Origin of the sequence: Burkholderia sp. Bp9142 (assembly GCF_003853415.1) — a bacterium.
Classification (GTDB): Bacteria; Pseudomonadota; Gammaproteobacteria; order Burkholderiales; family Burkholderiaceae; genus Burkholderia.
The window spans coordinates 17,758-41,333 of the sequence record NZ_QTPP01000008.1 but is presented as its reverse complement, the minus strand read 5'-3'; the positions used below and the strand labels follow the sequence as shown (position 1 = coordinate 41,333).

Sequence of the window (23,576 nt, the reverse complement as noted above, 5' to 3'; positions counted from 1 at the left end):
TCGTGGGTGATCGTGACGCAGCCGTTAAGGATTTGTTTCGGGTCGTGCTCGATGCGCCCGAATGCTCACTATCGGGTGAATTCGTGATGCTGAACGTAACGGTCACGCCGGCTCGGCGAACGATTCCGCGCCGGCGCGGCACACGCGGTTTCTGCCGTGGCGCTTGGCCTCATAGAGCGCGAGGTCGGCCTGATGCGACAGCGCCTGCACGGACGCCGGCCGGGCGCGATGGCCGGTCGCGCAGCCGATGCTGACCGTAAACGCGGGCACCGTCTCGGCGACCCCGTCGAGCCGGTTGCATTCCACCGCGCGGCGAATCGCTTCCGCGACCTTCGCGGCGCCGCTTTCGTCGGTATCGGGCAACAGCACGACGAATTCCTCGCCGCCGTAACGTGCGGCGAGATCGCCGCGCCGCCGCGTATGCGTGCGGATGCATTCGGCGAGAAACCGCAGCGCGGTGTCGCCTTGCGCGTGGCCGTACCGGTCGTTGTACTGCTTGAAGTGATCGGCGTCGATGAACAGCACCGACAGGCTGCCGTCGCTGCCGCGCTGCAGCCGTTCCCATTCGTCGGCGAGCGCGGCATCGAGCGCGCGACGGTTGTGCAGGCCCGTCAACGGATCGGTGCGCGTCATGTCGGTGAGCAGCGTCTGCTTGCGCAGGTTGTCCCGCAGCGCGAATGCGAGCAGCCACACCACCGCGCAGAACAGCGCGCCGATGACGGACGCCGATACCCCGACCGTCCACGTCAGGCGCGTGATGCCGGCCAGCACGTCGTCCTCGGCCGGCGCGACGACGGCGATCAGCGGCGTCCCCGGCACCCGCTGGTACGTGTACAGCCGCACCGTGCCGTCGATGCTCGAGCGCGCGGCATAGAAGCCCGATTCCTGGCTCACCATCCGGTCGAACGACTTCGACCGGCGCAGATGGACCATCTGGTGATCGCTCAACGGCGGGTTTCGCGCGAGGATCGTCCCGTCCGCGCGCAGGATCGCGCTGACGCCGTGCGGCCCGACGTTCAGGCGGGAAAGAAGCCGATCGAAGTAGGCGAGGTCGATGGCGACCACCGCGATGCCGTTGAACGTGTGATCCGGCCGTTCGATGCGCCGCGACAAGGCGATCGATTCCTTGCCGGCGCGTGAACGCGCGCGGTACGCCTCGGATACGTAGAGGCCGACGTTGTCCGCGTCGCGATGGACCTTGAAGTAGTCGCGATCGCTGAAGTCCCAGTTGTGGGTCGGGCCGCAACAGCCGTCGATCAGCCGGCCGTACCGGTCCGTCACGCCCATGCCGGTCACGTATTGCGCGGCCGTGCGCTCGAACAGCACGTCGTGACGCAGGCCGGCGTCCATGCGCGAGACGGCGGGGTTGACGAGATCGGCGGCGAGCGACACGAGCGCGTTGTTGGACGTTTCGACGGTGCGCGCGATCTCGCTGACCAGAACGGCCGCGACGTTGCGCGACGTCTCGTGCGCATGTTCGACGACTTCGTTTCGCGCGGCCCACAGCGTCGCCGCGCTGATGCCGAGCGCCGCGAGCGACATCAGCGTGCCCAGCACGCCGACGATCAGGTGGTGGCGGCCGGCCCAGTCGGCAATTTTCTCGATCGAAGTGGATGCAGGCATTGCTCGCGCTCGTGCGGGAAGCCGGCTGCGGGTGCAGCGGCGCTGGTCAAATCCGGGTTAACGGCAGGGTTGCCCGGAAATCGAGGCCGGCATGCGAACAGAGGGCAGCACGAATGGCGCAAACGTGTGCGGGCGGAGCGCACCGGCAGCGACGCGCCCCGCGACGACTGCGCAACAGCGGCCGATGAAGGCCGCCGCGCGGCTTCAGTCGAGCCCGCCCTGGCACAGGTACTTGATCGACAGGTAGTCGTCGAGGCCGTAGCGCGAGCCTTCGCGGCCGTAGCCCGATTCCTTCACGCCGCCGAACGGCGCGGCCTCGCTCGCGAGCGCGCCCTCGTTGATGCCGACGATGCCCGTTTCGAGCCGCGCCGACACGCGCGCGATGCGGCGGATGTCCTGCGTGTAGAAATACGCGGCGAGCCCGAACGGCGTGTCGTTCGCGGCGTCGACGGCTTCGTCTTCCGTGTCGAACGGAAACAGTGCGGCGACCGGGCCGAAGGTTTCCTCGCAGGTCAGCTGCATGTCGGCAGTGGCGCCGGCGAGCACCGTCGGCGCGTAGTAGTTCGGCCCGAGTTCGGGCAGGCGCTTGCCGCCCGCGAGCACGCGTGCGCCGCGCTCGATGGCGTCGCCGACGTGGCGCGCGATCTTGTCGACCGCGCGCGCGTTGATCATCGGGCCGATCTGCGCGGCCGGGTCGGTCGCCGGCGCGACCTTTAGCGCGGCAACGCGCGCGGCGAGCTTCGCGGCGAATGCATCGTAGACGCCCGCCTGTACGTATACGCGGTTCGGCGACACGCAGGTCTGGCCGCCGTTGCGGAACTTGGCGGCCATCAGCCCGTCGACCGCGGCGTCGAGCTCGGCATCGTCGAACACGATGAACGGCGCATTGCCGCCGAGTTCCAGCGACAGCTTCTTCAGCGTCGCCGCCGATTCGCGTGCGAGCAGCTTGCCGACGGGCGTCGATCCGGTGAACGTGATCTTGCGCACGCGGCCGTCGGCGAGCCAGTCGGCCACCGCATCGATGCCGCGTTCGCGCGACGCGGCGATCAGGTTCAGCACGCCGGGCGGCACGCCGGCCTCCTGCGCGAGGAACGCGAGCGCGAGCGCGGTGAGCGGCGTGTCCTCCGCCGGCTTCGCGACGACGGTGCAGCCGGCCGCGAGTGCGGGCGCGATCTTGCGCGCGATCATCGCGAGCGGGAAATTCCACGGCGTGACCGCGGCGACGATGCCGATGGGCTCCTTGACCGCGCTCAGCCGCTTGCCGCGCTGCTGCTGCGGAATCAGGTCGCCGTAGGTGCGCGTCGCTTCCTCGGCGAACCACAGCACGTACGAAGCGCCGTAGGCGACTTCGCCGCGCGCTTCCGCGAGCGGCTTGCCCTGTTCGCGCGCCATCAGCTTCGCGAGATCGTCGGTGTGCGCGACGATCGCCGCGTGCCACGCACGCAGGATCGCGGCGCGTTCGCGAGCAGGCATCGCGCGCCATGCGGGCAGCGCGCGTGCTGCCGCGTCGGTCGCGGCGCGCGCGTCGGCGGCGCCGCTGTCGGGTGCATGGGCAACGATCTCGAGCGTCGCCGGATCGGTGACGTCGAAGCGACGGCCGTCGAGCGCATCGCGCCACGTGCCGTCGATCAGGTTGGCGGTGCGCATGAGTTCGGTGCGGGACAGCGTAAGCGGCATGACAGGTCCTTGGATGAATGGGGTCGGTGACGTGCGCGGCGGCGCGGGCGCGCGACTACCCCGCGCGGACAGCGTGCTGCCGCGTTCGCGGGTGCCGCGCGCCGGCCGTCAGTGACGTTCGCCGAACAGCGATTCGAGCGGGTAGTGCCGTTTGACGAACGGCGACTTGATGATCACGTAGCTGAAATACTTCTCGATGCCGATGTTCTGCTCGAGCAGCCCTTCGACGATCGTCTGGTAATGGCTCACGCTGCGCGTGATGAACTTCAGCAGATAGTCGTAGCCGCCGCTCGCGAGGTGGCACTCGACGATCTCGTCGACATTGCGGATCGCGGCGACGAAACGGTCGAAGTCCTCGCGCCGGTGGTCGGCCAGCGTGACCTCGGTAAACACGACCTGCACGTCGCCGAGTTTCTCGAGCTGGATGTGCGCGCCGTAGCCGCCGATGTAGCCGGCCTTCTCGAGCCGCTTCACGCGGATCAGGCAGGGGCTGGGCGACAGCCCGACCGCATCGGCCAGCTCGACGTTGGTCATGCGGCCGCGCTTCTGCAACTGGGAGAGGATGCGCAGGTCGATGCGATCCAGCTTGCTGTCCGTCATGTTCACGTGAGAGGGAAAAAATGGAATGTCCGGTTACTTTAGAGTCGAACGATGGCCGCCACAAGCCCGGCTTTCCCTTGGCCCGTCATGCCGGCTGCGCGTGCGCGGCGTCGAGCGCGCGCTGCACGCCCGCGTCGGCCAGCACGTCGTCGAGCGTCTTGCGCACGCGTTCGAACATCAGGTCGAACTCGCCCGCGGTGAAGCTCAGCGCCGGCGCGAAGCCGAGCACGCCGTCGCCGAATGCGCGGAATATCACGCCGTTCGCGTACGCGGCCGCCGCGATCTTGTCGGGCACGTTCAGCGCCGGGTCGAAGCGCGTCTTGTGCGCCTTGTCGGCAACCAGTTCGAGCGCGCCGAGCAGGCCGGCCGAGCGCGCATCGCCGACGAGCGGATGCGCGCGCAGCGCGTCGAGCCCGGCCGCGAAGCGCGGCGCCAGCGCCTGGCCGTTCGCGAGCAGCCCGCCTTCGTGGTACAGCTTCAGCACCTCGAGACCGATCGCCGCGCTCACCGGGTGCGCGGAATACGTATAGCCGTGGCCGACCGCGGCCGACTCGGTGCGGCTGCCCGCGATCCCTTCGTAGACTTCGTCGGACATCAGCACCGCGCCCATCGGCGCATAGCCGGCGGTCAAACCCTTCGCGACGGTCATCAGGTCCGGATCGACCTGCTCGGTCTCGCACGCGAACAGCGGGCCCGTGCGGCCGAAGCCGGTGATCACCTCGTCGGCGACGAACAGGATGCCGAGGCGCCGGCATGCGTCGCGCATCGCCTTCAGCCAGCCGGCCGGCGGCACGATCACGCCGCCCGAGCCCTGCACGGGCTCGCAGAAGAACGCGGCGACGTTGTCCGCGCCGAGCTCGGCGACTTTCGCCTCGAGTGCGGCGACCGACGCGGCGATCAGCGCCTGCGGATCGTCGCCGAGCGGATGGCGATACGGGTAGGGCGACGGAATATGGTGCTGGTCCGCGCGCGGCAGGTCGAAATGGCGGTGGAACGCGGGCAGCGCGGTGAGCCCGGCGCCGATCGACGACGAGCCGTGATAGCCGCGCTCGAGCGCGATCATCTGCTTCTTCGACGGGCGGCCGGTCGCGTTGAAATAGTGCGTGATGAAGCGCACCGCGGAGTCGACGGCGTCCGAGCCGCCAAGCGTGAAGTACACGTGGTTCAGCGACGGCGGCGCGAGCGCCGCGAGCCGTTCGGCGAGCTCGATCGCGGGCTGCGAGCCGAAATGGAAATAGCCGGTCGCGTAGGGCAGCTTCGTCATCTGCTCGGCGGCGGCCTTCACGATGCTGTCGCGGCCGTAGCCGACGTTGACGCACCACAGGCCCGAGAACGCATCGAGCAGCGTGTGGCCGTCGGCGTCGCGCAGGAACACGCCGTCCGCGGATTCGAGCACGGTGACGCCGCGTGCCTCGTGCACGCGGTAGTTGACGACGGGGTGGATCAGGTGTTGACGATCGGCTTCGATCAGCGCGGCTTGGTTCATGGCAGTGCGGGACTCTCGTCGGGTGTCAGCGGTGAGTTCATGCTAACGGGCGAGAAATCCGCGCGCGCCTTCAATTTTCCGCCTGAAACGTATGGCCGCGGCGTTTGCACGGGGCGCTTCGGCATTTTCTGCTGCGCGCCCTGCCGGGCCGGGCGCGCGCGTCAGTAGCCGCGCGCGCGATCGACGATGCCGATCATCGGCTGTCCCGCGCGATGGCGCGCGAGGTTCTCGAGCACGGCGTCGACCGCGGTGTCGGGCCGCGTCGCGCTCGCGATGTGCGGCGTGATGCGAATGCGCGGATGCGTCCAGAACGGGTGGCCGGCCGGTAGCGGTTCAGGGTCCGTCACGTCGAGGATCGCGCTGTCGAGCCGCCCGCAGTCGAGCGCGGCGAGCAGCGCGGCCGCATCGAGCTGCGGGCCGCGCCCGACCTGCACGAGCGCTGCGCCGGCCGGCAGTGCGTCGAACACGCGCGCGCCGAGCAGCCCGCGGGTGCTGTCGGTGAGCGGCAGCAGGCAGATCAGGATGTCGGTGCGGGCCAGGAACGCATCGAGCGCCGCGTCGCCCGCGTAGCAGTCGACGCCGTCGAGCGTGCGCGGCGTGCGGCTCCAGCCGGCGCACGGGAAGCCGAAGCGCCGCAGCGTGTCGAGCACGGCCTGGCCGAGCGTGCCGAGCCCGAGCACGCCGACGCGCCGCGACGCGGCCGCGCGCACCGGCTTCTCGCGCCACACCTGCGCGCGCTGTTGCGCCGCATAGTCGAACAGGTCGCGGTGGATCGTCAGCACGGCCTGCGTCACATACTCGACCATGCCTTCGACGATGCCGCGCTCGATCATCCGCACGACCGGAATGTGCGCGGGCACGCGCGACAGGTCGAACTGATCGATGCCGGCGCCCACCGAAAACACGATCTCGAGGTTCGGCAGCAGCGTGGCCGGATCGTCCGGCGGCTGCCACGCGGCGAGGTAGCGCACCGCGCGCGGATCGCCGATGTCCGGCCAGATCCGGAACGTGAGGTCAGGCGCCTGTTGCGCGAAGCGCTGCGCCCATTGCGCGCCGCGCACGGGATCGGCCTTGTACAGGAAGCTCATCGTGCGTGCCGTTCAGCCCAGCGCCTGGTTGACGATCGCGAACGCACGCAGCGCGGGGTCGCGCGCGGGCGCCGCACCGCGTGCCATCGCGACGACGGTATCGACGCGCGGCAGGCCGAGCCCCTGCAGCCAGTCCGACAGCCCGCTGTCGCCCGGCACGTCGAGCCGCACGAACATGCCTTCGTGCAGCGCGAGCCAGTGGCTGATGAGTGCCTGCGCGCGCAGCGCGTCCGGTGCGATCACGGGGCCGATCGCATGACCGCGGCCGAAGCGGCGGAACAGCGCGAAGCCGAGCAGTTCGCCGTCGCGGTCGAGCGCGATCCCGTTCGCGACGTCGAGCAGCGCATCGATCACCGCGCCGCGCGCGTAGCCTGCCGCGCGCGACGCCAGCGCCGCGAGGCGCGGTCCGTCGTTCGTGCCGAGCGGGCGCAGGCGCTCGCCCGGCGGCAGCGAGATCAGCGGCGGCTGGAACGCGGCGCCCTGGTGCTGGTCGATCGTGCCGATCGCCTGGAAGCCGAATTTCACATAGAGCGGTTCGCCGGACGGCGTCGCATGGAGGAATATCGTGCGCGCGCCGAAGCTGTCGACGACGCGTGCGAGCAGTTCGCGGCCGATGCCGCGGCCCTGGCGCTCGGGCGACACGATCACCATGCCGAGCGATGCGTGCGAGTCGTCGAAGCGCCAGCCGAGCGCGGTGCCGACGATGCCGGCTTCGTCTTCGGCGACGAAGCCGCCGCCGAGCTGGAGCGCGAAGCGCCAGTCGTCGAGGCGGTGCGGCCACTTGACCGCTTCCGACAGCCGGTGTGCGGCGGGCAGGTCGGTTTCGGCGAACGGGCGATAGATAAGCGTGCTGGAAGAGTTGAGGTCGGCCACGCCGGACTCCGGATGGGTAGGAATGACGTATCGACTCTGCCAGCGACACCGCGGCGCGGATAGGACGATTCGCCTGTTTTCCGGCGGCGGCGACCGCGCGCGAGAGATCGACGCAAACCCGCTCGATCGGCGCGCACGAACGCGCGCATCGTGCCGGCGCGGCCGGTCATCGCGGCAGCTTCTGCCGCATGAACGACAGTACGATGGAAGCAGGGTGGCGCGCCGCTCGCTGCCACGTTGCACCGCGTGGCGGCCGTGCCGGGCACGCGCGTCGCGGTGTCGCGAGACCCGTCGGCCGGTCGGAGCGCACCGCACGGAATCGCACCGCAGATCGTGCCGTGCAGCGCGCCCAACACGCGGTGATTCTGCGTTTTGACCGGCGCCGAACGATGTGCGAAGGACTTTTTGCCCTGATTCAATTTCGTACAACCCAGCCCGTCCCCGGCCCTGCCGGGGCTTCACACCGACAGGACGTCACCATGATCCAGTTTGAACCGAAGTTCATCACGTTCGATTGCTACGGCACGCTGACCCGCTTCCGGATGGCGGAAATGGCGCGCGAGGTCTACGCGGACCGGCTGTCGCCGGTCGCGCTCGAGGAATTTGTGCGCGCGTTCGCCGCCTATCGGCTCGACGAGGTGCTTGGCGCATGGAAGCCGTACCGCGACGTCGTCGTCAACGCGATCCGGCGCACCTGTGCGCGAATCGGCGTGAAGTTCGACGAAGCCGAGGCCGAGCGCTTCTATCTGGCCGTGCCGACCTGGGGCCCGCACCCGGACGTGCCGGCGGGACTGTCGCGGCTGGCCAGCAAATACAAGCTCGTGATCCTGTCGAACGCGTCGGACGACCAGATCATGAGCAACGTCGACAAGCTCGGCGCGCCGTTCCATGCGGTGTTCACCGCGCAGCAGGCGCAGTCGTACAAGCCGCGCATGCAGGGCTTCGAATACATGTTCGGTAAGCTCGGCTGCAAGCCGGAGGACGTGCTGCACGTGTCGTCCAGCCTGCGCTACGACCTGATGACGGCCGAGGACCTCGGCATCAAGCACAAGGCGTTCGTGAACCGCGGTCACGAGCCGGGCACGCCGTTCTACAACTACTACGAGGTGTCCGACATCGGCCATCTCGCGACGCAGCTCGGGCTGTAGGCGCCGCTCGCGGGCATGTGCCGCGCGCCGTGCGGGCATGCCCGGCGGAATCCACGGAGGGCGACTGCGATGGCCGCTTTCCCGTCGCGCGTTCGATCAGCGCACGAACCGAGGGTAATTACCGAGACTGAGCCGTTCAAGGCGGGGCCGCTCCAGGTCGATATATGTACCGAATGGTTAATATCGAGAGGCCCTCCGCATGAAGTTGTCCACGAAACTGCTGATGCTTGTCGCCGCGGCGCTGCTCGGCGTCGTATTGCTTGCCGTGATGTCGCTGCACACGCTGCGCGATGCGTTGATCGACAGCCGTCGCGAAGAGATCGTCATTCTTCTGACGAAGGCCGAGCACCTGGTCGATTCGTACCGCGCGTTGCAGGCAAACGGCACGCTCACCCGGGATCAGGCGCAGCAGCAGGCCAAGGCCGCGCTGTCGGCGCTCAATGCGAACTCGACGAGCTACTACTGGGTCACGACGGCCGACGGCGTCAACCTCGTGCATCCGAACGCGAAGTTCGTCGGCACCCGCGCCAAGGGCAACCGCACGACCAGCGGCATGACCGACAGCGAGGCGTACCGCGCCGGGATGGCGGCGGCGCATTTCGCGCTCGTCGACGTGCTGGTCAAGCGCAGCCCGGACGCGGACGTGGAGCCGAAGCTTCAGGGCGTGGTCGCCATTCCGGATTGGGACTGGTGGATCGGCACCGGATTCTTCTACGACGACATCAACGCGGCGTTTACCCGGCTCGCACTGGTGCTCGGCGCTATCACGCTCGTCATCGCCGCGGCGCTCGCGGCGATCGCGTGGGGTGTGCTGCGCAGCGTCCGGCTCACGCTCGGCGGCGAGCCCGCGCATGCGACCGAGATGGCGGCCCGCATCGCAGCCGGCGAACTCGACGTGCAGTTCGATACGACGAACGCCGCGCCGGGAAGCCTGCTCGTCGCGCTCGGCGACATGAAGGCACGGCTGACCGAGACCATCGCCGAGATCCAGACCACGACCCACTCGATTGCCGTCGGCACCGGCGAGATCGCGCAAGGCAATCTGGACCTGTCGCAGCGCACCGAGGAGCAGGCCGCGTCGCTGCAGGAAACGGCCGCCAGCATGGAGCAGATCACGTCGACGGTCAAACAGAATGCCGACAATGCGCGTCAGGCGAATGCGCTCGTGACCCACGCCAAGGAGGCGACCGAACTCGGCGGTGCCGCCGTGCAGGAGGTCGTCGAAACGATGCGGCAGATTTCGGACGGGTCGGTGCGGATCGCCGACATTACCGTCGTGATCGAAAGCATCGCGTTCCAGACGAACATTCTCGCGCTCAACGCCGCGGTCGAAGCGGCGCGCGCGGGCGAGGAAGGGCGCGGGTTCGCCGTCGTCGCGTCGGAGGTCCGCTCGCTCGCGCAACGCAGCGCGGCGGCGGCGAAGGACATCAAGGGATTGATCGCGACATCGGTCGAGCGAGTGGGCAGCGGCGGCCGGCTCGTCGAGGCAGCGGGGGCGCGCATGACGGAGATCGTCCGGTCGATCGACCGGGTGGCCGACATCATGGGCGAGGTTTCCGCGGCATCCGCCGAGCAAAGCACCGGCATCGAACAGATCGGCCTGGCGGTCGCGCAAATGGACGAAGTCACCCAGCAGAACGCCGCGCTCGTGGAGCAGGCTGCCGCTGCCGCGTCGTCGCTCGACGAGCAGGCGGCGCGGTTGCGGGCCGCCGTATCGGTGTTCCGGCTGGGCGCCTGACGGCCGGCGGCACGAAACGATCACGCAGCGCAAGCGCTGCGTCTCGCACGCCTGCTGCGGCCCTTTGTCATTCGCGGCGACGCATGGTGTATCGCCCGCGCCGAATTCGGTCGCGTCTTCACCGTCCGGCACCAACGTGCCGGCGCCGGCCACGGACATGCATCACCTCCGCCACCACCTCCTTCACCTTGCGCCGGCAAGTGCCCGGCGCGCATTCGGACGCGCCGGTATCGACCGCCTCACGGCCGCGGATCCCGGCGTCGCGGCCCGCGGTGCGCCAGCGTTCGGGTAAGTCGACGTCGACGGCGCGGACAATCTTCTGAACTTTCATGCGGCAGTCCTGGATGGCGTGCGGCGGCGTGCGCGGCACCGGACGGCGGCGCCCTGTCGCCCGCCCGCGCCGCATTCGATCGGGACATTCCGCTCGTTTCGACCGCCGCCGGGGCACGCAGCAAATCATGCTGCGCAGGCTACCCAAAACGGTCGAATCGTATCGTGCAGCCGCCCCGAATCGCGACAACCCGCATTTTGGCGATGCTTAAATGAACTCCATGTGCACGACGTCGAATTCGCCACCAGCAGGCGGGCGCGGCGGGTTTCTCGAACCACGCTGGATTCCACGACCCCACTTTCCACAGTCAGGAGCAGTTCGGATGAGCGACGATATCGACAACGGCGGCAAGGGCGGCATCACGCGCCGCGACATGATGCGGGTCATGGCGGCGAGCGGCATGATGGCCGTCGGTGGCGGCGGCCTGCTGACCGGCATGCAATCCGCGTTCGCCGCGCCCGCGCCGAAGCGCGGCGGCAAGATCCGGGTCGCGAACGAATCGAGTTCGACGGCCGATACGCTCGATCCGGCCAAGGGCTCGACGGGTGCGGACTACATCCGCTTCTTCATGTTCTACAGCGGTCTCACGCAGCTGGATCAGAGCCTCACGCCGCAGATGAATCTGGCCGAGTCGCTGCAGACGACCGACGCGAAGACGTGGATCATCAAGCTGCGCAAGGGCGTCACGTTCCACGACGGGAAACCGGTCGGCCCGGCCGACGTGGTGTATTCGCTGATGCGCCACAAGAACCCGGCCACCGCATCGAAGGTCAAGACGCTCGCCGACCAGTTCGCCGATGCGAAGGCGAGCGGCCCGGACGAAGTCACGCTCACGCTCGCCAGCGCGAACGCCGACCTGCCGGTGATTCTCGCGACGCCGCAGCTCGTGATCGTCAAGGACGGCACGACCGACTTCGCGACCGGCATCGGCTGCGGCCCGTACAAGCTCAAGTCGTTCAAGCCGGGCGTGTCGACCGTCGGCGTGCGCAACGACAGCTACTTCAAGCCGGGGATGCCGTACCTCGACGAGATCGAGCTGATCGGCATCAGCGACAGCGCCGCGCGCCTGAACGCGCTGCTGTCCGGCGACGTGCACCTGATCAACGCGATCGATCCGCGCTCGACGCAGCGGGTCGCATCCACGCCGGGCTACGCGCTGAAGGAAACCAAGTCGGGGCTCTATACCGACCTGATCATGCGCAGCGACAACCCGATCACCGCGAACCCGGATTTCGTCGAAGGCATGAAGTACCTGTTCGATCGCGAGCAGATCCGCTCGGCGGTGTTCCGCGGCTACGCGGTGATCGGCAACGACCAGCCGATTCCGCCCGGACATCGCTACTTCAACGCATCGCTGCCGCAGCGGCCGCACGATCCGGACAAGGCGAAGTTCCTGTTCCAGAAGGCGGGCGCGCTGGGCGCCGCGCTGCCGCCGATCTATGCGACGTCGGATGCGAACGGCTCGATCGAGATGGCCGTGCTGATGCAGCAGGCCGGCCAGAAAATCGGACTGAACCTGCAGGTAAACCGCGTGTCGGCCGACGGCTACTGGTCGAACCACTGGATGAAGCACCCGCTCGGGTTCGGCAACATCAACCCGCGCTCGAGCGCCGACGTGCTGTTCACGCAGTTCTTCAAGTCGGATGCGCCGTGGAATGAATCGGGCTGGAAGAACGCGAAGTTCGACCAGCTGCTGCTCGCCGCGCGTTCGGAGACCGACGACGCGAAGCGCAAGCAGATGTATGGCGAGATGCAGGTGCTCGTCGCGCAGCAGTGCAGGATCGGCATCCCGGCCTTCATCAGCTTCCTCGACGGATACGACAAGCGGCTCGCGGGCCTCGGTTCGATCCCGACCGGCGGGATGATGGGCTTCATGTTCGCCGAGCACGTGTGGTGGAACGCCTGACGCCGTTACGTGCCGATGCCGCGCGACCGGGGCGGGCAGCCGCTCCGGTCGCGCGCGACCTTTCCCGGAGTGCCGCGTCATGAATCGAATCCTGCTCGGGCTGGTCGGCCGGCGCATCGCGGTCACCGCGCTGACGCTGCTGATCGTGTCCGCGATCATCTTCACCATCACGAACCTGCTGCCGGGCGACGCCGCGCAGGCCGCGCTCGGCCAGTCGGCGACGCCGGAGACGGTTGCCGCGCTGCGCCAGCAGTTCGGTCTCGACATGCCGGCGCACGTGCGCTACCTGCACTGGCTCGCAGGGTTGCTGCACGGCGATTTCGGCCGCTCGCTGTCCGGCGACATGCCGGTATCCGAAATGATCGGCGGACGCCTGCCGAAATCGCTCGCGCTCGCGGCGATCACGACCGCCGTGTCGGTGCCGATCGCGCTGCTGCTCGGCATACTCGCGGCCGTCAAGCGCGAGTCGGTGGTCGACCGCGTGATCAGCCTCGGCACGCTGTCGCTCGTCGCGACGCCGGAATTCCTGATCGCGACGGTCGCCGTGCTCGTGCTGGCCGTGAAGCTGCACTGGCTGTCCGCGCTGTCGTACAGCGGCCCGATCGAAAGCCTGCACGATTTCCTGCGTGCGTATGCGATGCCGGTGCTGACGCTGTGCGCGGTCGTGATCGCGCAGATGGCACGGATGACCCGGGCCGCGGTGATCGAGCAGCTGAGCGCATCGTATGTCGAGATGGCCGTGCTCAAGGGCGCGAGCCCCGCGCGCGTCGTGCTGCGCCATGCGCTGCCGAACGCGATCGGGCCGATCGCCAATGCGGTCGCGTTGAGCCTGTCGTATCTGCTCGGCGGCGTGATCGTCGTCGAGACGATCTTCAACTATCCGGGGCTCGCGAGCCTGATGGTCGATGCCGTCGGCAACCGCGATTTCCCGCTGGTCCAGGCGTGCACGCTGATCTTCTGCGTCGCCTACCTGACGCTCGTGCTGTTCGCCGACCTGTGCTCGATCGTGTCGAACCCGCGACTGCGGACCTGAACGTCCCGTCCTTCTTCCGAGATGCCGCCCATGCACCCGACCGAACCCGTACAACGCAGCAGTGCGTTGCCGCCGTCAGGCGATCAGCAACCACCGTGGGGCGGCGCGCCGCCGCCCGCCGCGCCGGCCCCCGACCAGCCGCGCAAGCGCCGCGCCGCGCGCGTGCAACTGACGACGGGCGGCCGCGTCGGCCTGTCGATGGTCGCCCTGATGCTGTTCATCGCCGTGTTCGCGCCGCTGCTCGCGCCGCACGACGTCGGCGCGATCGTGACGCCGGACGTGTTCGCGCCGTTCAGCGTGAAGCTGCCGTTCGGCTCGGACTTCCTCGGCCGCGACATGCTGAGCCGGATCCTGTACGGCACGCGGCTGACCGTGCTGCTCGCGCTTGCGGCGGTGCTGCTCGCCGCGTTGACCGGCACGACGCTCGGGCTGCTCGCGACCGTGTCGGGCCGCGCGGTCGACGAGACGATGAGCCGGCTGCTCGATGCGCTCACGTCGATTCCGTCGAAGATGTTCGCGCTGATGTTCGTCGCCGCGTTCGGCTCGTCGCTGCCGCTCCTGGTCCTCACCGCCGCGGTGAGCTACATGCCGGGCTCGTACCGGATCGCGCGCGCGCTGGCGGTCAACATCAGCACGCTCGAATTCGTGCAGGTCGCGCGCGCACGCGGCGAGAGCGCGCTGTACATCGCCTGCGTCGAGATGCTGCCGAACATGATCCACCCGATGCTCGCCGACACCGGGCTGCGCTTCACGTTCGTCGTGCTGCTGCTGAGCGGCCTGAGCTTTCTCGGGCTCGGCGTGCAGCCGCCGTATGCGGACCTCGGCTCGCTGGTGCGCGAGAACATCGCCAGCCTCGGCGACGGCTCGGCCGTCGCGATCATGCCCGCGGTCGCGATCGCGATCCTGACGGTGGGCGTCAACCTGTTGATCGACGGCCTGCCGCATCGCGGCCGCCGCAAGGGCGCGGCCGCGGCCGCGGGAGAACACTGATGCGAGATGAATCGACTCCGCTCGTCGAGGTGCGCGGGCTGCGCGTGGTCGGCGGCCGGCCGGGCGGCGCGGAAACGACGATCGTCCACGGCGTCGACTTCGACATCCGGCGCGGCGAGGTGCTCGCGCTGATCGGCGAGTCCGGCTCCGGCAAGACGACGATCGCGCTGTCGCTGATGGGCCATGCGCGCACCGGCTGCCGGATCGCCAGCGGCTCGGTGAAGCTCGGCGGCACGGACGTGTGCACGCTGTCCGCGCAGGCGCTGACCGCATTGCGCGGCCGCCGCGTCGCGTATATCGCGCAGAGCGCGGCCGCCGCGTTCAACCCGTCGCGCACGATCCTCGACCAGGTCATCGAGAGCGCGCTGATCCACAAGACGCTGACGAAGCGCGACGCGCAGGCGAAGGCGGTCGAGCTGTTCCGCGCGCTCGCGCTGCCCGAGCCGGAAACGATCGGCAAGCGCTATCCGCACCAGGTATCGGGCGGCCAGCTGCAGCGGCTGATGGCCGCGATGGCGCTGATCACCGATCCGGAGCTGGTGATCCTCGACGAGCCGACCACCGCGCTCGACGTGACCACGCAGATCGACGTGCTGCAGGCGTTCAAGAGCGTGATCCGGCGCTACGGGATGAGTGCGGTGTACGTATCGCACGATCTGGCGGTGGTCGCGCAGATGGCCGACCGGATCGTCGTGCTGAGCGACGGCGTGATCCGCGAGGCGGGCGATACCGAACAGATCCTGCATGCGCCGGCGCACCCGTACACGCAAAGCCTGATCGCGGCCGTCACGCCGGCCGATGCCGAACGCGATGCAAAGGCGGCGAGCGCCGCACCGGCGCCGTTGCTCGACGTGCGCGGCGCGATCGCCGGCTACGGCGGCCGGACCGCGAAGGGCTGGCCCGCGAAGGTGATCCTGCACGAAGTGGACCTGTGCATCGGGCGCGGGCAGACGGTCGGCGTGATCGGTGAATCCGGCTCCGGCAAGACGACGCTCGCGAAGGTGATCGCGGGCCTCGTGCCCGCGACGGGCGGGCAGATCCTGCTCGACGGCGAGCCGCTCGCGCTCGACATCGGCAAGCGCACCAAGGAGCAGCACCGCCGCGTGCAGATCGTGTTCCAGAACGCCGATACCGCGCTCAATCCGGTGCATACCGTCGAGCGCACGCTGGCGCGGCCGCTCGCGTTCTATCACGGGATCAAGGGCGCGCGTGCGCGGCAGCGCGTCGCGGAACTGCTCGAACTCGTGCGGTTGCCGCAGGCGGTGGCCGCGCGGCGCACCGGCGAGCTGTCCGGCGGGCAGAAGCAGCGCGTGAACCTCGCGCGCGCGCTCGCGGCCGAGCCCGACCTGATCCTGTGCGACGAGGTGACGTCGGCGCTCGACACCGTGGTCGGCGCCGCGATCATGGATTTGCTGCGCGACCTGCAGGCGAAGCTCGGCGTGTCGTACGTGTTCATTACGCACGACATCGCGAAGGTGCGCGCGATCAGCGACGACATCGTCGTGCTGTATGCGGGCCGTCGCGTCGAGACGGGCAGCCGCGATGCGCTGTGCGCGCCGCCTTACCACCCGTATTCGCACCTGCTCGTGTCGTCCGCGCCGGAGCTGCGCGCGGGCTGGCTCGACGATGCGGCCGAGCGCTGCCACCGGCCGCTGGTGCCGATCGGCGCGAGCGCCGACGATGCCGGGCTGTGTCCGTTCCTGTCGCGCTGCGCGATGCGGGTGGACGGCGTGTGCAACCGGACGGCGCCCGCGCTGCGCACGCTCGAGAACGGCGCGCAGGTGCTGTGCCATCGCAGCGAGGAAGACCTCGCACGCTTCCAGGCGGAGCCGGTGCAGGCCGGCGTCGCGCCGGTGCAGCCGGTGCGTCTGTAGCGCGCGGCACGCGACGCGTGCATCGCGCGTGCCGCGGCAGCGGACGTCCCGCATAGTCTGCTGCGGCGGTCGCGCAAAACGGCGATTTGTGCGCGCGCGGCGCGTGAATACGCGGCAACTGCGCTTTTTGACGGTGATTAAATGATTTGCAATGGACGGCCGCTGCGCGCCGTCGCCGGAATGCACAAGAAGGATCCGATGAAACTGGAATCGTACTGGCTGGATACCCGCCCCGCGTTTCGCGCCGGCAGCGAAGGGCCCGTCGAAGGGCGCGTGGACGTGGTCGTGATCGGCGGCGGCTTCACCGGGTTGTCGGCGGCGCTCGCGCTCGCGCAACGCGGCGTATCGGTGGTCGTGCTCGAAGCCGCGCAGGTCGCGGGAGAAGCGTCGGGCCGCAACGGCGGCCAGTGCAATACCGGCGTCGCGCAGGACTATGCGTCGCTTGCCGCGCGAATCGGCATCGAGCAGGCGAAACGGTTCTATCGCGCGTACGAAAGCGCGGTGAAGAGCGTCGAGACGATCGTCGCCGAGCACGCGATCGACTGCGACTTCCGGCGTGCGGGCAAGCTGAAGCTCGCCGCGAAGCCGCGGCATTTCGCGGGGCTCGCCAGGACGTTCGACGCGTTGCGGCACGACGTCGATCCGGACATCGAATTGATCGAACCGTCGCGGATCCGCGATGAAGTCGCGTCCGACGGTTTCCACGGCGGCCTGTTGCAGCGCAATGGCGCGCAGATGCACATGGGCAAGTTCGGCGTCGGGCTCGCGCACGCAGCCGTGCGTGCGGGCGCGCGCATCTACGAACACGCGGCCGTCACGCAGCTCGAGCGGCTCGACGGCGAGCGCCACACGATCATCTGCACGCGCGGCACGATCGTCGCCGACCGCGTGCTGGTCGCGACCGGCGCATCGCAGCAGGGGCCGTTCGCGTGGTTCCGGCGGCGCATCGCGCCGGTCGGCAGCTTCATCGTCGTTACCGAGCCGCTGCCCGACGCGCAGTTGAACCGGCTGTTCCCGCACCGCCGTGCATACGTGACGTCGCGCCAGATCGGCAATTACTTCCGTGTGACGCCCGACAACCGGCTGCTGTTCGGCGGCCGCGCGCGCTTCGCGATGTCGAGCCCGAACTCCGATGCGAAAAGCGGCGACATCCTGCGCGCGGGCATGGCCGGCTATTTCCCGGAGCTGGCCAACGTGCGGCTCGATTACTGCTGGGGCGGGCTGGTCGACATCACCGCCGACCGGCTGCCGCGCGCGGGCCAGCACGACGGACTGTATTACTCGATGGGCTACAGCGGCCACGGCGTGCAGATGTCCGTGCACATGGGTCGCGTGATGGCCGACGTGCTGTACGGCGCGGCCGCGTCGAATCCGTGGCGCGAGCTCGACTGGCCGGCCATGCCCGGCCATTTCGGGCACGCGTGGTTCTTGCCGATCGTCGGCGCGTATTACCGGGTGCAGGATTTCCTGCACTGAAGCCAGCGCCCCGGAGGATTCGATATGAAAGTGCATGGTGTTGGGCCGCTCGCCGTCCGCGCGACCGATACGTCGATCGAGCCGTTCCCGATCTCGGGCTTCGCCGCGCCGGCCGTTATCGTGCAGGCGGCGGCATGAGGGCGGAGATCATGGCCGTCCCGTTCCACGACCCGCTCGAGGGCGCGACGCCCCGCACGCCTCGTGTCGCGCGGCCCGTATCGACGGCGATCGGCGACGTGCTGCGCACGATCGACGCGTCGTTCGCGCAGCCGCTGAACCTCGACACGCTCGCGGCGGTGGCCGGGTTGAGCGTGTCGCGCTTCACCGCGCGCTTTCGCAGCGAAACCGGATTGTCGCCGCACCGGTATCTATGCCTCGTGCGTGTGCGGCGTGCGCAGGACTTGCTGCGTGCCGGTCTCGCGCCGTCGGTCGTCGCGACCGACGTCGGCTTTTTCGATCAGAGCCATCTGTGCCGGCATTTCCGGCGGGTGCTCGGGATCACGCCGCGCGACTACGTGGACACCCGGTCGGGCGGCGCGCCGGCGCGAAGGTCGTCGGCGCGCACGCGCGGCGAACGCCGCGAAGTGTCGTGTCACGCCGCGTAGGCGACAAGCGCGGGCGGGGTGCCCGCCCGTGGGTTTCCGGCTCGACGCCGGCGAACGACGCTTTCCGATATCGCGCGACGGTGTTCGACCGGGCCGCCGCGCACTGTACAGGAGCAGGAATGACTGCAGCTTTCGTGTTGCACCGTGCCGACGGCACACTTTCTTCAACCGCGTTCCGCAAGCGGGCGTTCGGCGAGCGCGATCCTTTCGCGCGACATCGGGAGATGGCGTGGGAAGGGCCCGACGCGATGGCCGCGGGGCGTATCGGCTTCGTCGGCGAACTCGACGTGGCGAGCTTTCCGCATATCGAAACCATCGTGGTCGTCGAAGGCGAGCTGACGCTCGAAGCGGCCGGGGCCGCGCCGCTCGTGCTCGGCCCGCGCGAGGGGGCGGTGATCGGCGGCGGCACCGCGCTTCGCATCACCGCGCAAGCGCCCGTGCTGTTGACATTCTGCGCCGCCGCGTGCACGAAACCGACGAAGCCGGGTCTCTTTCCGCTGCGTGCCGACGCGGACTTCAAGCCGTCGTCGTCGCTGCCCGCAGAGGTGCTGCTCGGGCCCGCGCCGCAATGCCGCAGCGACAACGTGTTCATCGACGACGGCGCCGAGTGCTGCGCGGGCACGTGGGATTCGACACCCTATCACCGCATCATTCGCCCGCATCGCGTGAACGAGTTCATGCTGCTGCTGGCCGGCAGCGTACGGTTTGCCGCACCCGACGGCAGCGTGCTGTCGCTCGGCGCCGGCGACGCGCTGTTCGTGCCGCGCGGCGCATCGATCGGGTGGGAAAGCAGCGAACGCGTGGCGAAGTTCTACGTCGTGCAAAACGTCCAAGCATCCACCGACCGAGACTGAACATGTCCCCTCCGCTGCGCCATATAGAAACTTCGCCCACGCCGCCGGCTTCGGCCGACGTCGTCGTGATCGGCGGCGGCATCATCGGCGTCTTCACCGCCTACTATCTCGCCCGGCGCGGGATGTCGGTGGCGCTGGTCGAGAAGGGCCGAATCGGCGCCGAGCAGTCGAGCCGCAACTGGGGCTGGTGCCGGCAGCAGAACCGCGACGCGCGCGAGCTGCCGATGGCGAGCAAGAGCATCGATCTGTGGGAACGATTCGCCGCCGAAACCGGCGAGGACACGGGCTTTCATCGCTGCGGGCTGCTTTATCTGAGCAATGACGAGGCCGAGCTGTCGCGCTGGGCCAGTTGGGGCGACTTCGCGAAGACCGCCGGCGTGACGACGACCATGCTCGACAGCAAGCAGGCCGGCGAGCGCGGGCACGCCACCGGGCGGTCGTGGAAAGGCGGCGTGTTCTCGCCGAGCGACGGCACGGCCGATCCGGGCAAGGCCGCGCCGGCCGTGGCCGCCGCACTGATGAAGCTCGGCGGCAGCGTCCACCAGCACTGCGCCGCGCGCGGGATCGAACTCGAGGGCGGGCGCGTCGGCGGCGTCGTCACGGAGGCGGGCGTCATCAAGACCAGGACGGTCGTGCTCGCGGGCGGCGCGTGGGCGTCGTCGTTCTGCCGCCAGCTCGGCATCCGTTTTCCGCAGGCGTCGATCCGTCAGTCGATCCTGAGCGTGTCGCCCGTCGAGCATCCGCTGCCGGATGCGCTGTATACGTCCGGCGTGTCCGTTACGCGCCGTTGCGACGGCCGCTACGCACTGGCGATCAGCGGCCGCGCGCGCGTGGACCTGACGCCGCAGTTCCTGCGCTTCGCGCCGCAATTCGTGCCGATGTTCGCGAAGCGCTGGCGCAATCTTCTGCCGGGCGGCCTCGAAGGGGTGCGCGGCGGCCATGAAACGCTGAAGCGCTGGCGCCTCGATGCGCCGACGCCGATGGAGGCGGTACGCATTCTGGACCCGAAGCCCGACATGCCGACGGTCGCCGAAACGTACCGCCGTGCGGTCGAACTGCTGCCCGAACTTCGCGAAGCGACGATCACGCACGCATGGGCCGGGTACGTCGACAGCACGCCGGACGGCGTGCCGGGCATCGGCGAAGTGCCGGGCGTACCGGGATTGATCCTGGCGGCAGGCTTTTCCGGGCACGGCTTCGGCATCGGCCCCGGTGCCGGTCACCTGATCGCGGATCTCGCCACGGGCGCGCAGCCGATCGTGGACCCGGTACCGTATCGGCCGGGCCGGTTCGTCGATTCCGCATGGGGCAAGGTTGCCGATTTCTAGTTTGAGGCCGTCTCGTGCACGACGGTGGCGGCCTCTGGGCGACGCGCTTCGGTCCGGAACATCGGACGAACGGAGCGGGCCGAACCCGTGACGGCAGAAGGCCGCCGTGCTGTCCCGGCCACGTCGGCAAACGATGGTTTCCGCCGTCCGTCGGCGCATGGTATCGAATCAAGGACACCTTACAATGCATTCACCCGTCAATTCGCCGGTGCGTCACCTGCTGGAAGCCGGAAGGCTGGATCGCTTCTTCATCGACGGCGACTGGGTCTTGCCCGACGGCGGCGACCGGTTCGCGGTCGTCTGCCCGTCCACTGAAGACACGCTGTGCGACATCCCGCTCGGCAATGCACGCGACGCCGACCGCGCGGTGCAGGCCGCGCGCCATGCTTTCGAGCGCTGGGCGGCGACTTCGCCGCAGCAACGCGCCGCGCTGCTCGACCGCGTGCATGCGTTGATGCTGGAGCGCGCCGAGCGGTTCGCGGTGGCGCTCGCGCTGGAAATGGGCGCGCCGATCAGCTACGCACGCGGCGCCCATGTGCCGCTCGCGGCCGAACATATCCGGGTCGCGCGCGACAACCTGGCCGGCTATCCGTTCCGGACGCAGCGCGGGACGACCGCGATCGTGCGCGAGCCGATCGGCGTATGCGCGCTGATCACGCCGTGGAACTGGCCGATCTATCAGATCACGGCGAAGGTCGGACCGGCGCTCGCCGCAGGCTGCACGGTGGTGCTGAAGCCGAGCGAGCTGTCGCCGCTCAGCGCGTTGCTGTTCGCGGAAGTGATCGCGGAGGCCGGCGTACCCGCGGGCGTATTCAACCTGGTGAGCGGCAGCGGAACGGAAGTGGGCGCGGCGCTTGCCTCCCACCCGCAGGTCGACATGGTGTCGATCACCGGGTCGACACGTGCCGGCGTGCTGGTTGCGCAAGCGGCGGCGCCGACCGTCAAGCGCGTCGCGCAGGAGCTTGGCGGCAAGTCGCCGAACCTGGTGTTGCCCGATGCCGACCTGCCGCGCGCCATCGGGCCGGGCGTTGCCGCCGCGTTCCGGAACATGGGCCAGTCGTGCAGCGCGCCGACCCGTCTGATCGTGCCGCGCAGCGTGCTGGGCGCGGTCGAGGAACTCGCCGTCGCGGCAGCACAACGCCTGGTCGTGGGCGATCCGTTCGACGATGCGACGACGCACGGCCCACTGGCCAATCGCGCGCAGTTCGGTCGGGTCGCGCAGATGATCGATGCGGGCATCGACGAACGCGCGAAGCTGATCGCCGGCGGCCCCGGGCGGCCCGCCGGATTCGACCGTGGCTTTTATGCGCGGCCGACCGTCTTTTCCGACGTCCGCACCGACATGACGATCGCGCAGCAGGAGATCTTCGGTCCGGTCCTCGCGATCCTGCCTTACGACACCGTCGACGAAGCCGTCGCGATCGCGAACGACACGGTCTACGGGCTTGGCGCGCATGTGCAGGGCACCGACAAGGAGCGCGTGCGCGCGGTGGCCGCGCGTATCCGGTCGGGGCAGGTGCATCTGAACTACCCGGCGTGGGATCCCCAGGCGCCGTTCGGCGGGTACAAGCAGTCGGGCAACGGTCGCGAGTACGGGATCGAGGGGATGGAAGAGTACATGGAGGTCAAGTCGATCGTGGGGTTTTATGATTGACGCAGTCGCTGCGCGAGATGCAGCAGTCCTGGTCTGAACCGGTTTGCCTTGTAAGGGTGTCGAACGTGGAAAACCCCATCATCCCCGAGACGTCGTTGGAAACGCATCGCGCCCACTGGGCGGCATTGCGCCGCGACCTGCATGCGCATCCCGAGTTGCGGTTCGAGGAACACCGCACGGCCGACGTCGTCGCCCGCGAGCTCGAGGCGCTCGGCTATGCGGTGTCGCGCGGGCTGGGCGGCACGGGCGTCGTCGCGAGCCTGCCCGGTGCGGATCCGGGCCGGGGAATCGTGCTGCGCGCCGATCTGGATGCGTTGCCGATCCACGAAGCCAACGACTTCGCGCATGCATCGTGCGCGCAAGGGGTCATGCATGCGTGCGGGCATGACGGGCATACCGTCATGTTGCTCGGGGCCGCGCGCATCCTGAAGGCATTGCCGCGGTTGCCGGGCACGGTTCATTTCGTGTTTCAGCCCGGAGAAGAGGGCGGCGCGGGGGCGCGCAAGATGATCGACGACGGGCTGTTCGAGCAATGCCCGACGGAAGCGGTATTCGGCATGCACAACTGGCCCGGCTTGCCTGCCGGGCATTTCGGGTTGCGCACCGGCCCGATCATGGCTGCGGGCTCCCGGTTCAGGATCACGGTAACCGGCAAGGGCGCGCATGCGGCGCAGCCGCATCTGGGCATCGATCCCGTCCCGCTCGCATGCTCGATGGTGCTGCAATGCCAGACCATCGCCGCGCGGCACAAGGACCCCGTGGATCCCGCCGTCATTTCCGTCTGCATGTTCCATGCGGGAACGACGGACAACGTCATTCCGGACAGCGCCGAGCTGCGCGGGACGATTCGTACGCTGTCGTCGGCCTTGCAGCAACAGCTGCAGCGCGACGTCCGGCTCATGTGCGAGGGGCTGGCCCGCGCCCATGGCGCGCAAGTCGACGTCGAGTTCTTCCAGTACTACCCGGCGACGGTCAACACGCCGGCCGAGACGGCGCTCTGCGAAGCGGTGATTCGCGAGACGTTCGGCGACGAACACCTGTACCGCGATGTGCCGCCGAACATGACGTCCGAAGACTTCGGCTTCATGCTGGAGGAGCGCCCCGGGGCGTACGTGCTGATCGGCAACGCACCGGCCGGCGTGGCCGCGCAGGCCCTGCATCACCCGAAATACGATTTCAACGACGACATCATTCCGGCAGGGGTCCGCTATTGGGTCGCCCTGGCACAGCATTACTTCAGGGGTGCGCCGTGATCTTGCCGGTGCGGCGGGCGGGCCGCCGCACCGCACACC

At 69.0% G+C, this 23,576-nt stretch carries 19 protein-coding genes; 12 read left to right on the top strand and 7 right to left on the bottom strand.

The window, feature by feature from the left end; all coding sequences use genetic code 11:
* Window positions 1-102: 102 nt before the first annotated feature.
* The 6 genes from DIE22_RS11240 to DIE22_RS11215 form a co-directional block, all read right to left on the bottom strand.
* Window positions 103-1,623 (bottom strand): GGDEF domain-containing protein, encoded by a 1,521-nt coding sequence (locus DIE22_RS11240; protein WP_124605096.1) that lies wholly within the window; start codon window positions 1,621-1,623, stop codon window positions 103-105.
* Window positions 1,624-1,827: 204 nt separating this feature from the next.
* Window positions 1,828-3,300 carry an NAD-dependent succinate-semialdehyde dehydrogenase gene (locus tag DIE22_RS11235; protein WP_124497440.1) on the bottom strand — a complete coding sequence of 491 codons (1,473 nt, stop codon included), beginning with the start codon at window positions 3,298-3,300 and terminating at the stop codon, window positions 1,828-1,830.
* A 108-nt stretch (window positions 3,301-3,408) separates the two neighbouring features.
* Window positions 3,409-3,900: an Lrp/AsnC family transcriptional regulator gene (locus DIE22_RS11230; RefSeq protein WP_006749694.1), complete on the bottom strand. Its 492-nt coding sequence runs from the start codon at window positions 3,898-3,900 to the stop codon at window positions 3,409-3,411.
* Between the two features lie 85 nt (window positions 3,901-3,985).
* A complete protein-coding gene (locus DIE22_RS11225) occupies window positions 3,986-5,386 on the bottom strand; it encodes an aspartate aminotransferase family protein (protein WP_124605095.1) in 1,401 nt (466 codons plus the stop codon).
* 161 nt (window positions 5,387-5,547) lie between these two features.
* Window positions 5,548-6,474 (bottom strand): glyoxylate/hydroxypyruvate reductase A, encoded by a 927-nt coding sequence (locus DIE22_RS11220; RefSeq protein ID WP_124605094.1) that lies wholly within the window; start codon window positions 6,472-6,474, stop codon window positions 5,548-5,550.
* 12 nt (window positions 6,475-6,486) lie between these two features.
* Window positions 6,487-7,347, bottom strand: coding sequence for a GNAT family N-acetyltransferase (locus tag DIE22_RS11215; RefSeq protein ID WP_124497443.1), 861 nt, complete (start codon window positions 7,345-7,347; stop codon window positions 6,487-6,489).
* A gap of 479 nt (window positions 7,348-7,826) precedes the next feature.
* Between DIE22_RS11215 and DIE22_RS11210 the strand changes: the two genes are divergently transcribed.
* On the top strand, window positions 7,827-8,495 hold the full coding sequence (locus DIE22_RS11210; protein WP_124497444.1) for a haloacid dehalogenase type II: 669 nt from the start codon (window positions 7,827-7,829) through the stop codon (window positions 8,493-8,495).
* Window positions 8,496-8,694: 199 nt separating this feature from the next.
* Complete coding sequence (locus tag DIE22_RS11205; RefSeq protein WP_124605093.1) at window positions 8,695-10,233, top strand: methyl-accepting chemotaxis protein; 1,539 nt, start codon at window positions 8,695-8,697, stop codon at window positions 10,231-10,233.
* Between the two features lie 118 nt (window positions 10,234-10,351).
* Here DIE22_RS11205 and DIE22_RS11200 read toward each other — a convergent pair whose 3' ends face one another.
* Window positions 10,352-10,564, bottom strand: a complete 213-nt coding sequence (locus DIE22_RS11200) for a hypothetical protein (RefSeq protein ID WP_185640596.1) — start codon at window positions 10,562-10,564, stop codon at window positions 10,352-10,354.
* Between the two features lie 322 nt (window positions 10,565-10,886).
* On the opposite strand from DIE22_RS11200, the gene DIE22_RS11190 reads away from it, so the two are divergent.
* The 10 genes from DIE22_RS11190 to DIE22_RS11145 all read left to right on the top strand — a co-directional run bounded on the left by DIE22_RS11190 (window position 10,887) and on the right by DIE22_RS11145 (window position 23,537).
* Window positions 10,887-12,470, top strand: a complete 1,584-nt coding sequence (locus tag DIE22_RS11190) for an ABC transporter substrate-binding protein (RefSeq protein WP_124497447.1) — start codon at window positions 10,887-10,889, stop codon at window positions 12,468-12,470.
* A 79-nt stretch (window positions 12,471-12,549) separates the two neighbouring features.
* A complete protein-coding gene (locus DIE22_RS11185; RefSeq protein WP_124497448.1) occupies window positions 12,550-13,503 on the top strand; it encodes an ABC transporter permease in 954 nt (317 codons plus the stop codon).
* A gap of 30 nt (window positions 13,504-13,533) precedes the next feature.
* Entirely contained in the window at window positions 13,534-14,493 is a 960-nt protein-coding gene (locus tag DIE22_RS11180) for an ABC transporter permease (RefSeq protein ID WP_124605092.1), read from the top strand.
* Window positions 14,493-16,367: an ABC transporter ATP-binding protein gene (locus tag DIE22_RS11175; protein WP_124605091.1), complete on the top strand. Its 1,875-nt coding sequence runs from the start codon at window positions 14,493-14,495 to the stop codon at window positions 16,365-16,367. The genes DIE22_RS11180 and DIE22_RS11175 overlap by 1 nt, the downstream gene beginning before the upstream one ends.
* 198 nt (window positions 16,368-16,565) lie before the next feature.
* Entirely contained in the window at window positions 16,566-17,843 is a 1,278-nt protein-coding gene (locus DIE22_RS11170) for an NAD(P)/FAD-dependent oxidoreductase (RefSeq protein WP_124605090.1), read from the top strand.
* 149 nt (window positions 17,844-17,992) lie between these two features.
* Window positions 17,993-18,448 carry a helix-turn-helix domain-containing protein gene (locus DIE22_RS11165; RefSeq protein WP_124497470.1) on the top strand — a complete coding sequence of 152 codons (456 nt, stop codon included), beginning with the start codon at window positions 17,993-17,995 and terminating at the stop codon, window positions 18,446-18,448.
* 119 nt (window positions 18,449-18,567) lie between these two features.
* A complete protein-coding gene (locus tag DIE22_RS11160; RefSeq protein WP_124497452.1) occupies window positions 18,568-19,302 on the top strand; it encodes a cupin domain-containing protein in 735 nt (244 codons plus the stop codon).
* 2 nt (window positions 19,303-19,304) lie between these two features.
* On the top strand, window positions 19,305-20,630 hold the full coding sequence (locus DIE22_RS11155) for an NAD(P)/FAD-dependent oxidoreductase (protein ID WP_124497453.1): 1,326 nt from the start codon (window positions 19,305-19,307) through the stop codon (window positions 20,628-20,630).
* Between the two features lie 184 nt (window positions 20,631-20,814).
* Window positions 20,815-22,284 (top strand): aldehyde dehydrogenase family protein, encoded by a 1,470-nt coding sequence (locus DIE22_RS11150; protein ID WP_124605089.1) that lies wholly within the window; start codon window positions 20,815-20,817, stop codon window positions 22,282-22,284.
* Window positions 22,285-22,349: 65 nt separating this feature from the next.
* Window positions 22,350-23,537, top strand: a complete 1,188-nt coding sequence (locus DIE22_RS11145; RefSeq protein WP_124497471.1) for a M20 aminoacylase family protein — start codon at window positions 22,350-22,352, stop codon at window positions 23,535-23,537.
* The last annotated feature ends 39 nt before the right edge of the window (window positions 23,538-23,576 follow it).